Source organism: Mycobacterium sp. URHD0025 (assembly GCF_000426065.1).
Taxonomy (GTDB): Bacteria; Actinomycetota; Actinomycetes; order Mycobacteriales; family Mycobacteriaceae; genus Mycobacterium.
Genome location: NZ_AUEQ01000011.1, coordinates 87,461 through 102,296, shown reverse-complemented (window position 1 = coordinate 102,296; position 14,836 = coordinate 87,461). Strand labels below are relative to the sequence as shown.

The window sequence follows — 14,836 nt, the reverse complement described above, 5'->3', positions numbered from 1 at the left end:
GCTATTGGCCTCGCTGCTGGTCGAGGGCGTCGTCGCGCACCGGGCGGTCGGCCAGTTCATCGGCCACCCCGAACAGGAACGAGTAGGCCAGCCCGGCGATGGCGGCGCCGACCAGCGGCGCCAGCCAGAACGCCCAAAGCTGCGCGGGCGCCCCGTTGCCGTTGAAGAACGCGACGGCCGTGGAGCGGGCGGGGTTCACCGACGTATTCGAGATAGGGATCGAGATCAGGTGGATCAGTGTGAGCGTGAGGCCGATCGCCAGACCCGCGAAGCCCTTCGGGGCGCGGTCATCGGTGGACCCCAGGATGACCAGCAGGAACACCGCCGTGAGGATCACCTCGGCGAGAAGCACCGCGACCAGCGAATAGCCACCGGGGGAGTGCTCGCCGTAACCGTTGGCGGCCATGTTCCCGGTGGCGGTCCAACCGTCCTTGCCGCGGGCGATCACGTAGATCACCACGCCGCCCACCAAACCGCCGATCACCTGGGAAATCCAGTACGGCACGACGGCTGCCCACTCGACGCGGCGGGCGAGTGCGGCGCCGAGCGTGACCGCAGGGTTGAAGTGACCGCCGGAGATGGTGCCGAAGGCGTACACGCCGGTGAGCACCGTCAGGCCGAAGGCGAGAGCCACTCCGAGGAAGCCGATTCCCAGGGAGAAGCCGTCGGAGAGGAACTTCGCGGCGAAAACCGCGCTACCGCAACCGCCCAGGACCAGCCAGAACGTCCCGATGAACTCGGCTGCCAATCGATGTGACATTGTCGGCGTACTCATGGCGAACTCCTCCGTAGATGTGGTTCACCCGGAGGGTTTCACGCCAGTGCGCAATGGCAGGGTCGTTGTTGCGGAATTGATTGCGCAATGAAATTTACGTTGTGGCAAAAACTTCAGCGGTACGCGGTCAGGCGGGCCAGCAACGCGACCTTGCCGTCGTCGCCGATGGCCTGGGCGTCTGCCACCCCGGAGCTGCGCCCGGTGCGCAATGCCCTTGCCTCATAACGTGATTCATTTCCACCGCGGAACTGGCTCAGATAGTTGACCCGCAACGAAGCGGTGCGCCACGGGGCGCCGGTTCCGTCGCCCAGCGCCGCGGAGGCCACGAGCTCCAGCGCCGCGGCCGACACCCCGCCGTGCACGACGCCGATGCTGTTGTTGACAACGGCGTCCGGCAGCTGCCGCAGCACCGCGGCCCCGCCACCGGTCTCGGCGACCTCGACCGACATGCGATCGTGCAGCGCGGCCGGCGGTGTTCCCTCGCCCGAGTCGGCGGGCCACGCGGTGACGTGCCCGGGGGCGCGGATGTGGAAGGACCGCACCGTCGCCGTCCCGATCGACTCGCCGGCATGCGTCAACTCGGACAGGCTCAACGAACCCGTGCCTTTCGGGCCGAACGGACGGGCGGTGGCCACCACGGGCACATCGGGTGCCGCCGTGACGAGCCCCAACGCGTGCGGGGTGAGTTCGATGGCCAACTCGCTGGACACCGTCCACTCATCGTCGTCGCGGCGATAGTGGTTGACCAGGCCACCGACATGGTCGATCAGCATCGCCAGCGGGGCGAGGGTCGGCGCATGTGTCAGTGGATTGAGCAGACCACCGACGGGTATGGATGCCACGCAGCAATCCGCACCCTCCTCGAGGGTTTGTACGCCCATGCGGCCCAGCGGGGTATTCAGCGGATAGTGCATCGCCGTCAACAGTTACGCGCAGCCCGGTGGCCAGATACCCCCTAGGGGTATATAGTGACGGCATGACCACGACCGAACACGCGATGCATCAGCACGAACACGCCGGTCATGCGGGGCATGCCGGCCACGGCGACCATGTCGCTCAGTTTCGGAGGCTGTTCTGGGTCATGGCGGCGATGGCCGTGCCCACCGTGGCACTGTCACCGATGTTCGCGATGCTCCTCGGCTACGGCATTCCGGACTTTCCCGGCGCCCGATGGATATCCCCGGTCCTGGGCACCGTGATGTACGTTTGGGGTGGCCGGCCTTTCCTCACCGGTGCGATCAGCGAGATACGTTCGCGCGCACCGGGAATGATGCTGCTGATCGGTTTGGCGATCTCGGTCGCCTTCATCGCGTCGTGGGGCGCGAGCCTGGGCGTCCTGCACCACGAGCTGGACTTCTGGTGGGAGCTGGCGCTGCTGATCGTGATCATGCTGCTGGGCCACTGGATCGAGATGCGGTCGCTGGCCCAGACCACCTCCGCGCTCGATTCGCTGGCCGCGCTGCTGCCCGATGAGGCCGAACGCGTCGAGGGCGAGGGCGAGGCCGAGCAGGTGGTGACCGTGGCCCCCGCCGACCTTCAGGTCGGTGACCTGGTCATCGTGCGGCCCGGCGGCAGCGTGCCCGTCGACGGCAACATCGTCGACGGCGCGGCCGACATGGACGAATCGATGGTCACCGGAGAGTCCCGCACAGTGCGCCGGAGCGTGGGTGACGACGTCGTCGCCGGCACCGTTGCCACCGACTCGGGGTTACGGATCCGGGTCACAGCCGTCGGCGACGACACCGCTCTGGCCGGTATCCAACGGTTGGTCGGCGAGGCGATGAACTCCTCGTCGCGGGCGCAGCGCCTGGCCGACCGGGCGGCGGGGTGGCTGTTCTGGTTCGCGCTCGGGTCGGCGGCGCTGACGGCCCTGGCATGGACGCTGCTGGGCGATCCCGACCAGGCCGTGGTCCGCACAATCACCGTCCTGGTCATCGCGTGCCCGCACGCCCTCGGGTTGGCCATCCCGCTGGTCGTGTCCATCGCGACCGAGCGGGCCGCCCGGGGCGGGGTGCTGATCAAGGACCGTCTGGCGCTGGAAACCATGCGCACCGTCGAGGCGGTGCTGTTCGACAAGACGGGCACGCTCACCAAAGGCGAGCCGACTGTGACCGAGGTGGCGGCCATCGACCGCCCGGACAACGACCTGCTGGCACTGGCCGCATCCGCCGAGGCGGATTCCGAGCACCCGTTGGCCCGCGCCATCGTCGCCGCGGCGCGCCGACGCGGTCTCGACATTCAGGCGGCCACCGACTTCAGTTCCTCACCCGCCATCGGGGTGAGCGCACTGGTCGACGGGCAGCGGGTCCAGGTCGGCGGCCCCGGCCTGCTCGAGCAGACCGGAGAAGCTGCCCTTCCGGACACCGAGCAGTGGGAGGGCGCCACCGTGCTGCACGTGCTGGTCGACGGCCGAGTGGCCGGGGCGCTGGCCCTGGCCGATGAGGTCCGGCCGGAATCGCGGCAAGCCGTCGACGCTTTGCATGCGTTGGGCATCGAAGTGGTGATGATCACTGGCGATGCCGCCCCGGTGGCCTCCGCGGTGGCCTCGGAGCTGGGAATCGACCGCGTTTTCGCTGGTGTGCGGCCCGAAGACAAGGCTGCCAAGGTCGCCGAGTTGCAGCATGAGGGACTCACCGTGGCCATGGTCGGAGACGGCGTCAACGATGCGCCCGCGCTGGCCGCCGCGGATGTCGGCATCGCCATCGGCGCGGGTACCGACGTCGCCATCGCCTCGGCGGGCGTGATCCTGGCGAGCTCCGATCCGCGATCGGTGCTCTCGGTGATCGAGCTCTCCCGGCAGTCCTACCGGAAGATGAAGCAGAACCTTTGGTGGGCAGCGGGTTACAACCTGATCTCGGTTCCCTTGGCCGCCGGCGTAGCCGCTCCGCTGGGCTTTGTAATGCCGATGTCGGTCGGAGCGATATTGATGTCAGCGTCGACGGTTGTCGTGGCACTCAATGCGCAGTCGCTACGTCGCCTCGACCTTCGGCCCGAGGCCGGCGTGCGAAGTGCTGCACAGGTCTCGGGACGTTGACAACTCAAATCTAAGAATCTGACTAAGCTTTCCCGCAAATATTCAGTGACGATATAACAGCACTATAACGACGCTAAAAATGATCTGTAGCAAACTAAGATGGCCGGCGGGGTGGCCATCGGCCCAGATGGGGGGTGGGTTGCCCGCAGTTGGGAAACTGTGAAAGAGCAAGTGCTGCAGTATGTTTCGCTGATCGGGCGGTAGATGCGCGCTGGTGGGCCGAGGGCGTCGACGCAGCGTCGTTAGGCTTGGCTAAGTTGGCATCTGCCACGGTTGTTGTCTTATCGTTTTCTCCACTTATGGCGTGTGGGACATAGCCGTCGTTCAGTGCTGCACGGAGGCCACCCACGCCGAGCCGGCTTCTTCGTAGAAGCGTGTTGAAGGGCAAGGTGGGAATGGCGCCCAGCAAGGTCGGGCTGTACAACCCCGCATACGAACATGATGCGTGCGGTGTGGCGATGGTGGCAGACATTCATGGTCGCCGCAGCCGGGACATCGTGGACAAGGCCATCACGGCACTGGTGAACCTGGAGCACCGTGGTGCGCAGGGCGCCGAGCCGAACACCGGCGACGGCGCAGGCATCCTGCTGCAGGTCCCGGACTCGTTCCTGCGTGCGGTCATCGATTTCACCCTCCCGGCGGAGGGGAGTTACGCCACCGGCATCGCCTTCCTGCCCCAGTCGTCGCGAGACGCGGCCACGGCGGCCGAAGCCGTCGAGAAGATCGTCGAGGCCGAGGGCCTGCAGGTGCTGGGCTGGCGGGACGTGCCGACCGACGACTCGTCGCTCGGGGCACTGGCGCGCGACGCCATGCCGACCTTCCGTCAGTTGTTCATCGGCGGCGCCTCGGGCATGGACCTGGAGCGCAAGGCGTACGTCGTGCGCAAGCGAGCCGAGCACGAGCTGGGCACCAAGGGCCCGGGCCAGGACGGCCCGGGACGCGAGACCGTGTACTTCCCGAGCCTTTCCGGGCAGACCTTCGTCTACAAGGGCATGCTCACCACCCCGCAGCTCAAGGCGTTCTACCTGGATCTGCAGGACGAACGGATGGAAAGTGCGCTGGGCATCGTGCACTCCCGGTTCTCCACGAACACCTTCCCGTCGTGGCCGCTGGCCCATCCGTTCCGGCGGATCGCCCACAACGGCGAGATCAATACCGTCACCGGCAACGAGAACTGGATGCGCGCCCGCGAGGCGCTGATCCGCACCGACGTGTTCGGCACCGACGGGCTCGACAAGATCGTCCCGGTCTGTACGCCCGGAGCATCCGACACCGCGCGCTTCGACGAGGTTCTCGAGCTGCTGCACCTCGGCGGCCGCAGCCTGCCGCACGCCGTGCTGATGATGATCCCCGAGGCGTGGGAGCGCCACGAGACCATGGATCCCGCGCGCCGGGCTTTCTATGAGTTCCACGACTCCCTGATGGAGCCCTGGGACGGCCCCGCGTCGGTCTGCTTCACCGACGGCACCGTCATCGGCGCCGTGCTGGACCGCAACGGCCTGCGCCCGTCCCGGATCTGGGTGACCGAGGACGGCCTCGTCGTGATGGCGTCCGAAGCCGGCGTCCTGCCGCTCGACCCGTCCACCGTCGTCAAGAAGATGCGTTTGCAGCCCGGCCGGATGTTCCTGGTGGACACCGCCCAGGGCCGCATCGTCTCCGACGAGGAGATCAAGGCTCAACTGGCCAGTGAGCAGCCGTACCAGGAATGGATCGAGGCGGGGCTGTTCCCCCTCGACGAGCTGCCGCCGGGAGACTACGTCCGGATGCCGCACCACCGCGTGGTGCTGCGCCAGCAGATCTTCGGTTACACCTACGAGGAACTGAACCTGCTGGTGGCACCGATGGCGCGCACCGGTGCCGAGGCCCTGGGTTCCATGGGCACCGACACCCCCGTCGCCATCCTCTCCGCCCGGCCCCGGATGCTGTTCGACTACTTCCAGCAACTGTTCGCCCAGGTGACCAACCCGCCGCTGGACGCCATCCGCGAAGAGGTGGTCACCAGCCTCCAGGGCGTGATCGGACCCGAAGGCGACCTGCTCAACCCCGGACCCGAGTCGTGCCGGCAGATCGTGCTTCCGCAGCCGATCCTGCGCAACGCCGATCTGTCCAAGCTGATCTGTGTCGACCCCGACCACGAGGTTCGCGGCCACAAGCACGGCATGCGGGCCGCGGTGATCCGCTGCCTGTACCCGGTCAACCGGGGCGGCCAGGGGCTCAAGGAGGCGCTCGACAACGTCCGCGCCAAGGTCTCCGAGGCCATCCGCGAGGGTGCCCGCATCATCGTGCTGTCCGACCGCGAGTCCAACGAGACCATGGCGCCGATCCCGTCGCTGCTCTCGGTGTCCGCGGTGCACCACCACCTGGTCCGCGAACGCACCCGCACCAAGGTCGGCCTCGTGGTCGAGGCCGGTGACGCCCGCGAGGTGCACCACATGGCCATGCTGTGCGGCTTCGGTGCCGCCGCGATCAACCCGTACATGGCCTTCGAGTCGATCGAGGACATGGTCGACCGGGGCGTGATCTCCGGCATCAGCAGCGATCAGGCCAAGGCCAACTACGTCAAGGCCGCGGGCAAGGGCGTGCTCAAGGTGATGTCCAAGATGGGCATCTCCACCCTGGCGTCCTACACCGGCGCCCAGCTGTTCCAGGCCATCGGCGTCTCCCAGGAAGTGCTCGACCAGTACTTCACCGGGCTGAGCTGCCCGGTGGGCGGCATCGACCTCGACGACATCGCCGCCGACGTCGCCGCCCGCCACTCGCTGGCCTACCTGGACCGCCCCGACGAGCGCGCTCACCGCGAGCTCGAGGTCGGCGGCGAGTACCAGTGGCGCCGCGAGGGCGAGTACCACCTGTTCAACCCGGACACGGTGTTCAAGCTGCAGCACTCCACGCGCACCGGCCAGTACTCGATCTTCAAGGAGTACACCGCTCTGGTCGACGACCAGAGCGAGAAGATGGCCTCACTGCGTGGCCTGCTGAAGTTCCGCAGTGGTGACGAAGCCGTGCGCCAGCCGATCTCGATCGACGAGGTGGAACCCGCCTCCGAGATCGTCAAGCGGTTCTCGACCGGCGCCATGAGCTACGGCTCGATCTCCGCCGAGGCGCACGAGACCCTGGCCATCGCGATGAACCGCCTTGGCGGCCGGTCGAATTCGGGTGAGGGCGGCGAAAGCGTCGACCGCTTCGACCCCGACGAGAACGGCGACTGGCGCCGCAGCGCCATCAAGCAGGTGGCCTCCGGCCGGTTCGGGGTGACGTCGCACTACCTGACGAACTGCACCGATATCCAGATCAAGATGGCCCAGGGTGCGAAACCTGGTGAGGGCGGCCAGCTTCCGGGGCACAAGGTGTACCCGTGGGTGGCCGAGGTGCGACACTCGACCCCGGGTGTCGGCCTGATCTCGCCGCCGCCGCACCACGACATCTACTCGATCGAGGATCTCGCGCAGCTGATCCACGACCTGAAGAACGCCAACCCCGGCGCCCGCGTGCACGTGAAGCTGGTGTCCGAGAACGGTGTCGGCACCGTCGCGGCCGGCGTCTCCAAGGCACATGCCGACGTGGTGCTGATCTCGGGCCACGACGGTGGCACCGGTGCCACCCCACTGACATCGCAGAAGCACGCCGGTGCGCCGTGGGAGCTCGGTCTGGCGGAGACTCAGCAGACACTGCTGCTCAACGGACTTCGTGACCGCATCGTGGTGCAGGTCGACGGTCAGCTCAAGACCGGCCGCGACGTGGTGGTCGCCGCACTGCTCGGCGCCGAGGAATTCGGTTTCGCCACTGCGCCGCTGGTGGTTTCGGGCTGCATCATGATGCGCGTCTGCCACCTCGACACCTGCCCGGTGGGTGTGGCCACGCAGAACCCGGTGCTGCGTGAGCGGTTCAACGGCAAGCCCGAGTTCGTCGAGAACTTCTTCATGTTCATCGCCGAAGAGGTCCGGGAGTTGATGGCGCAGTTGGGTTTCCGCACCATCAACGAGATGGTCGGACAGGTCGGCGCACTGGACACCACCCAGGCCGCCGAGCACTGGAAGGCCCACAAGCTGGACCTCTCGCCGGTGCTGTACGAGCCGGAGTCCGCGTTCATGAACCAGGACCTGTACTGCAGCTCGCGGCAGGACCACGGTCTGGACAAGGCGCTGGATCAGCAGCTGATCACCCAGAGCCGCGAGGCGTTGGACTCGGGTACCTCGGTGCGTTTCTCGACGAAGATCACCAACGTCAACCGCACCGTCGGCACCATGCTCGGCCACGAGGTCACCAAGGCCTATGGCGGACAGGGACTTCCGCACGGCACGATCGACATCACCTTCGACGGGTCGGCGGGCAACAGCTTCGGGGCGTTCGTGCCCAAGGGCATCACGCTGCGCGTCTACGGTGACGCCAACGACTACGTCGGTAAGGGTCTGTCGGGCGGACGGATCGTGGTCCGCCCCGCCGAGGAAGCACCGGCCGACTTTGTGGCCGAGGACAACATCATCGCCGGCAACGTCGTGCTGTTCGGCGCCACCAGCGGCGAGGCGTTCCTGCGCGGCCAGGTCGGCGAGCGGTTCGCGGTCCGCAACTCCGGCGCACATGCGGTCGTCGAAGGTGTCGGCGACCACGGCTGCGAGTACATGACCGGCGGCAAGGTCGTCATCCTCGGACCCACCGGCCGCAACTTCGCGGCGGGTATGTCCGGTGGTGTCGCCTACGTCTACGACCCGGCCGGCGTGCTGGGCGAGAACCTGAACACCGAGATGGTGGAGCTGGAAGCCTTGGATGCTGAAGACACGGTGTGGCTGCGCGACTTCATAGCCGCCCATGTCGATGCGACTGATTCGGCTGTCGGACAACGGGTCCTGGACTCTTGGGACCGATCGGATGGAGCGTTGAAGCACTTTGTGAAGGTCATGCCGCGCGACTACAAGCGCGTGCTGGCCGCCATCGCCGAGGCCGAAGAGCGCGGCGTCAACGTGGACGAGGCGATCATGGCGGCCGCAAATGGCTGATCCACGCGGTTTCCTCAAGCACACGTCCAAGGAACTCCCGACCCGCAGGCCGGTTCCGCTGCGCCTCAAGGACTGGAAAGAGGTCTACGAGGACTTCTCCCACGACAAGCTGCAGGACCAGGCATCGCGATGCATGGACTGCGGTATCCCGTTCTGCCACAACGGCTGCCCACTGGGGAACCTGATCCCCGAGTGGAACGACCTGGTCTACAAGGACCGGTGGCGCGACGCGATCGAGCGGCTGCACGCCACCAACAACTTCCCGGAGTTCACCGGCCGGCTGTGCCCCGCCCCGTGTGAGGCGTCCTGCGTCCTGGGCATCAACCAGGACCCCGTGACCATCAAGCAGGTCGAGGTCGAGATCATCGACAACGCCTTCGACCAGGGCTGGGTCGTCCCGAAGATGCCCGACGTGCAGACCGGCAAGAAGGTCGCCGTCGTCGGGTCCGGTCCGGCCGGACTGGCCGCCGCCCAGCAGCTCACCCGGGCCGGCCACACCGTCACGGTGTTCGAGCGTGCCGACCGCATCGGCGGCCTGCTGCGCTACGGCATCCCCGAGTTCAAGATGGAAAAGCGCCACATCGACCGGCGTCTGGAACAGATGGCGGCCGAAGGCACCCAGTTCCGTCCCGGCGTCAATGTCGGCGTCGACATCACCGTGGCCCAGCTGCGGCTGAACTACGACGCTGTCGTACTGGCCGGCGGTGCGACCGCATGGCGCGATCTGCCGATCCCGGGCCGCGAGCTCGACGGCATCCACCAGGCGATGGAATTCCTGCCCTGGGCCAACCGGGTCCAGCTCGGCGATGACGTGCTCGGCCCCGACGGCCAGCCGCCCATCACCGCAAAGGACAAGCACGTCATCATCATCGGCGGTGGCGACACCGGCGCGGACTGCCTCGGCACCTCGCACCGTCAGGGCGCGGCCAGCATCCACCAGTTCGAGATCATGCCGCGCCCGCCGGAGACCCGCGCGGACTCCACCCCGTGGCCGACCTACCCACTGATGTTCCGGGTGTCCTCGGCCCACGAGGAGGGTGGCGAGCGCGTGTTCTCGGTCAACACCGAGGAGTTCATCGGCACTGACGGTCGCGTGACCGGCCTGCGGGCGCACGAAGTCAAGATGAACGCTGGCAAGTTCGAAAAGGTCGAAGGGACCGACTTCGAGCTGAAGGCCGATCTGGTGCTGCTCGCCATGGGCTTCGTGGGACCGGAGAAGGAAGGTCTGCTGAGCAACCTCGGCGTCGAGCTGACCGACCGCGGAAACGTCTCGCGCGACGACAACTTCCAGACCTCGGTGCCCGGCGTCTTCGTGGCCGGCGACATGGGGCGTGGACAGTCGCTGATCGTGTGGGCGATCGCGGAAGGCCGGGCTGCTGCCGCGGGTGTGGACCGCTACCTGATGGGCAAGTCCGCTCTGCCCGCGGTCATCAAGCCCACAGCCGCGCCGCAGCGCTAGTGCTCGAGAGTCGAACTTGAGAGAGCTCTTAATTAACTGACGTGAGCTCCATCACAGCTCTAGTGCGCCCAGGCTGGTAGCAGGGAGTGATCCAGATCTCTTTTTGACCCATCGGTTGCGCCACATTTGTCTCACCAGTCACAGCAGAAACATCTGCCTATTTTCCGGCGTGGCACGCACTGTTTGCCGGATGGCGGGTATCTAATGACGTGGTGAGAGTGCTGCGGTAACGTGGAACTACGGGTACAGCTACCAGTAAGTCGCAGGAGTGATCACCGTGTACATCAATCCGATCAGTCGGTCACGGATGACTCGTATTGCCTGGTCATTGTTCCGTCACCCGATGAAGAGCCGTGAGTTTCCGGCCAAGCAGGAACGTCTGGTCACGGCCGACGAGCTACTCCGATTCGGAGTTTGACGGGCATTCGGCACAGAGCACAACGCCCTCGAACCGGCGCGACAGCGCCGATCCGAGGGCGTAGCTATATGTAGCTCAGCGGGTGAGCTGACCCGAATCCCGGATCGCCTCCGCCAGCGGCTCCAGCACAGCCGGATCGTAGGGCGGCGGCAGATAGATGATTGCCAGGTCCAGTCCCTCGGCGCCCAGCGCTACGGCTTCGTCGACCACCTTCGTGTAGTCGCGATCCTCACCGAGACGCACGTGCGCGGACAATGTGATCTCCTTGGGATCGCGGCCGAGATCGGCGCAGTGCGCGGCCAGCACATCGCGCTTGCGGGCGAACTCCTCGGGCGGACCGCCGACGAAGTTCCAGTGGTCGGCGTACTTGGCGGTGATGCGCAGCGTGCGCTTCTCCCCACTGCCGCCGATGCAGAACGGGGGATGCGGCTGCTGCGGGCCCTTGGGCTCGTTGCGGGCGTCCTTGAGTTGGTAGAACTTGCCGTCGAACGTCGTCGTCTCCTGGCTCAACAGGCCTTTGAGAATCTCGCAGGCCTCCTCGAAGCGGTCGAAGCGCTCCTTGATCGAACCCAGTTCGATGCCATATGCGCCGGACTCCTCCTCATTCCAGCCGGCGCCGATGCCGAGTTCCAGGCGACCGTTGGAGATGATGTCGAGTGCGGAGGCCATATTCGCCAGCACGGCGGGATGGCGGTAGTGGATGCCGGTGACGAGCACGCCGACGCGCAACCGCTCAGTGGCCTGCGCCAGCGCGGTCAGCGTCGTCCAGCCCTCCAGGCAGGGCCCGGTGGGGTCGGAGAAGATCGGATAGAAGTGGTCGAACGTCCAGCCGGATTCGAAGACGTCGATCTTGTCGGCAGCTTTCCAGATGGCAAGCATGTCGGCCCAGGTCGTGTTCTGCGGGGATGTTTTGAAGGCGAAGCGCACGCCATCACAAACTAGTCGCGCCGGACGATTCATTCCTGGACTTGCCGGACTGCCAGGAGGCTCTCAGGCCCGCGCCCGATCCGGGGGTGCTGATTCCGTATCTTCTATGCCATTTCGCCGCCGCAATCGGTAGTCTCGGGCAGGGAAATATACGAAATCCCCTGATTTGAACCACTCTGGGAGTGAACATGAGCGAGTACGCAGTCACCGATCCGGCGACCGCCGAGGTGGTCGCCACCTACCCGACCTCGACCGACGCCGAGATCCAGGCCGCGATCGAGGCCGCTGCCAAGACGGGCCGCAGCTGGGCCCGCACCACCACGGTGGCCGAGCGGGCCGCGCTCATCGGTAAGGTCGCCGCCCTGCACGAGCAACGCCGCGAGCAGCTCGCCGATGTCATCGTCCGTGAGATGGGCAAGCCGCGAGACCAGGCTCTGGGCGAGGTCGACTTCAGCGCCGCGATCTACCAGTACTACGCCGACAACGCCGAGAAGTTCCTCGCCGACGAGGAGATCACCCTGCTCGAGGGCGAAGGCAAGGCGGTCGTGAAGCGTGGCCCGGTCGGCGTGCTGCTCGGCATCATGCCGTGGAACTACCCGTACTACCAGGTGGCCCGGTTCGCCGGCCCAAATCTGATCGTGGGCAACACAATTCTGCTCAAGCACGCCCCGCAGTGCCCCGAATCCGCCGAGCTGCTGCAGCTGATCTTCCTGGAGGCCGGCCTGCCGCAGGGCGCCTACGTCGACATCCGTGCCACCAACGATCAGGTCGCCGACATCATCGCCGACCCGCGGGTGGCCGCGGTATCGCTGACCGGTTCCGAACGGGCGGGCGCTGCCGTCGCCGAGATCGCCGGGCGCAACCTCAAGAAATGCGTGCTGGAACTCGGCGGCTCCGATCCGTTCATCCTGCTGTCCACCGATGACCTCGACGCGACCGTGCAAGCCGCGGTCGACGGACGGATGGAGAACACCGGACAGGCCTGCAACGCCGCGAAGCGGTTCATCGTCGCCGAGAACCTGTATGACGACTTCCTGACCAAGTTCACCGACAAGCTGCTGGCCGCCGCGAACGGAATCGCCCCGCTGTCTTCGGAATTGGCCGCCGAGCGGCTCGAGCAGCAGGTCAAGGCCGCCGTCGATCAGGGCGCCAAATTGCAGTCCGCGGGCGAGCGTCGGGGTGCCTACTACCCGCCGGCCGTGCTCACCGGCGTCACCGAGGACAACGACGCCTACCGTCAGGAACTGTTCGGCCCGGTGGCCGTCGTATACAAGGCGGGCTCGGAGGACGAGGCCGTCGAAATCGCCAACGACACCCCGTTCGGACTCGGGTCCTACGTGTTCACCACCGATGCCGATCAGGCCGCACGGGTGGCCGACCGCATCGATGCCGGCATGGTGTTCGTCAACGCGGTCGGCGCCGAAGGGGCCGAGTTGCCGTTCGGTGGCATCAAGCGGTCCGGTTTCGGGCGCGAGCTGGGCAAGTTCGGCATGGACGAGTTCGTGAACAAGAAGCTGATCCGTACCGTCAGCTGACGTGGGTGCGGGCATGCTCGATCGCATCGTCGAGCGAATCGAGCAGGTGGTTCTCGTGTCGCAGTGACTCGAACACGCCGACGTTGGTCAGCAACTCGGCGTGTTCGGGGCGAACACCCTTGATGATCACCGTGATACCGCGCGATTCCAATTCGGTGGCGATCTCCGCGAGCGTGTGCGCGCCGGTGGCGTCGAGCATGCCGAGTTGCGACATCCGGATGATGACGACGGATGTCTGCGGATGCTCGGCATCGACGATCGCATTCGAAATACGTTCGGCCGCACCGAAGAACATCGCGCCATCGAGTCGCAGCAGTGCGATCTGGTCATCGCCGGGATGAGATGGCCCGGGTAGCTCCTCGCGAATGACGCTGCTGCGCCGCGCCACCGAATGCAACGCGAAGAACGCGGCGACGACGACGCCGATCTCGACCGCCTCGATCAGGTCGAAGCACACGGTGACCGCGGCGGTCAGTACGAACGTCAACGCGTCGGAACGCGTGGAGCGCAGGATCTTCCGGATCGTGCTCGCCGAGATCATCCGGAACGACGTCACCATCAGGACCCCGGCCAGCGCCGCGAGCGGAATGGTCGAGACCGGGCCGGTGGCCAGGTACACCACCCCCAACAGCACCAGTGAGTGCACGATCGCCGCCACCCGCGTACTGGCGCCCGATCGGACGTTGACCGCGGTGCGGGCGATGGCCCCGGTGGCGGGCATGCCACCGAAAACTCCTGAGGCGACCGAGGCCAGTCCCTGTCCCACCAGCTCACGGTCCGGGTCGTATGGTCCGCTCGGTGACATGGTCGCGGCGACCCGCGCCGACAGGAGCGATTCGATGGCCGCCAGCGCGGCGATGGCCAGCGCGGCTCCCAGCAGCGTGCGCAATGCGCCGAGGTCGGCGTGCGGCAGCATCGGGGCGGGCAGGTGTGATGGCAACTGGCCGATCGCCGCGACCGGAACGTGGAGCACGGAAACCAGCAGGGTAACCACGATGACCGCGGTCAGCGATTCCGGAATGGCCCGGTGCAGCCGGGCCAGGCAGACCATGAGGAGCGCGACAACAGCCACCACCCCGAGTGTTCTGGCCGCGTCTGTCCAATCGGCCCGGATCACCACCGCGATCGCGGCCGGCAGTGTGCGTTGGCCGGCCGGGGCCTGCTGTGCGAAGGCGGCGGGAATCTGCTGCAGGAAGATGATCATCGCGATGCCCAGGGTGAACCCCTCGATCACCGGCCACGGAATGAACATCACAGCGCGGCCGAGGCCGGTGGCCCCCGCCGCCAGTACCACCAGGCCCGCCACCACCGTCACCAACGCGATGCTGCCGAGCCCGTGTTGCGCGACGATCGGTGCCAGGACTACCGCCATCGCCCCCGTCGGGCCGGACACCTGCACATGGGAACCGCCGAACACGGCCGCGACCAGGCCGGCCACCACCGCGGTGACCAGCCCTGCGGCCGCGCCCACGCCGGAACTGATCCCGAACGCCAACGCCAACGGCAGCGCCACCACGCCGACGGTCACGCCGGCGAGGACGTCGCGCCGCCACGAGCGCGGGACCTCGGCGTAATCATCCCGATGGGGCAGCAGCCGGCCGAATCTGCCGGCCGCGGTTCTGATCACGGTATGCCCTGACGGATTGATGGATTGAGCGATTGCGCAATCCACTGTACGGTATCGCGAATGCTGG

Annotated in this window: 8 protein-coding genes; 4 read left to right on the top strand and 4 right to left on the bottom strand. The window is 66.6% G+C overall.

From position 1 onward, the window contains the following. Position 1 precedes the first annotated feature (1 nt). Positions 2–775: an aquaporin Z gene (gene aqpZ / locus H977_RS0117370; RefSeq protein ID WP_029109043.1), complete on the bottom strand. Its 774-nt coding sequence runs from the start codon at positions 773–775 to the stop codon at positions 2–4. Between the two features lie 113 nt (positions 776–888). Next, positions 889–1,689: a PaaI family thioesterase gene (locus tag H977_RS0117365; RefSeq protein WP_029109042.1), complete on the bottom strand. Its 801-nt coding sequence runs from the start codon at positions 1,687–1,689 to the stop codon at positions 889–891. A 62-nt stretch (positions 1,690–1,751) separates the two neighbouring features. On the opposite strand from H977_RS0117365, the gene H977_RS0117360 reads away from it, so the two are divergent. From H977_RS0117360 to H977_RS0117350, 3 genes are all read left to right on the top strand, one after another. Then, complete coding sequence (locus H977_RS0117360; protein WP_029109041.1) at positions 1,752–3,809, top strand: heavy metal translocating P-type ATPase; 2,058 nt, start codon at positions 1,752–1,754, stop codon at positions 3,807–3,809. A 395-nt stretch (positions 3,810–4,204) separates the two neighbouring features. Then, positions 4,205–8,803 carry a glutamate synthase large subunit gene (gene gltB, locus H977_RS0117355; protein ID WP_029109040.1) on the top strand — a complete coding sequence of 1,533 codons (4,599 nt, stop codon included), beginning with the start codon at positions 4,205–4,207 and terminating at the stop codon, positions 8,801–8,803. Next, positions 8,796–10,262: a glutamate synthase subunit beta gene (locus H977_RS0117350; RefSeq protein ID WP_029109039.1), complete on the top strand. Its 1,467-nt coding sequence runs from the start codon at positions 8,796–8,798 to the stop codon at positions 10,260–10,262. The genes gltB and H977_RS0117350 overlap by 8 nt, the downstream gene beginning before the upstream one ends. Positions 10,263–10,755: 493 nt before the next feature. On the opposite strand, the gene H977_RS0117340 is transcribed toward H977_RS0117350, so the two are convergent. Further along, positions 10,756–11,607: an LLM class F420-dependent oxidoreductase gene (locus H977_RS0117340; RefSeq protein ID WP_029109038.1), complete on the bottom strand. Its 852-nt coding sequence runs from the start codon at positions 11,605–11,607 to the stop codon at positions 10,756–10,758. A gap of 188 nt (positions 11,608–11,795) precedes the next feature. Here H977_RS0117340 and H977_RS0117335 point away from each other — a divergent pair, with 188 nt between their 5' ends. After that, complete coding sequence (locus H977_RS0117335; RefSeq protein ID WP_029109037.1) at positions 11,796–13,142, top strand: NAD-dependent succinate-semialdehyde dehydrogenase; 1,347 nt, start codon at positions 11,796–11,798, stop codon at positions 13,140–13,142. Here H977_RS0117335 and H977_RS0117330 read toward each other — a convergent pair. Continuing rightward, complete coding sequence (locus H977_RS0117330; protein WP_029109036.1) at positions 13,135–14,769, bottom strand: SulP family inorganic anion transporter; 1,635 nt, start codon at positions 14,767–14,769, stop codon at positions 13,135–13,137. The two genes, H977_RS0117335 and H977_RS0117330, sit on opposite strands and share 8 nt — an antisense overlap. Positions 14,770–14,836: the final 67 nt, after the last annotated feature.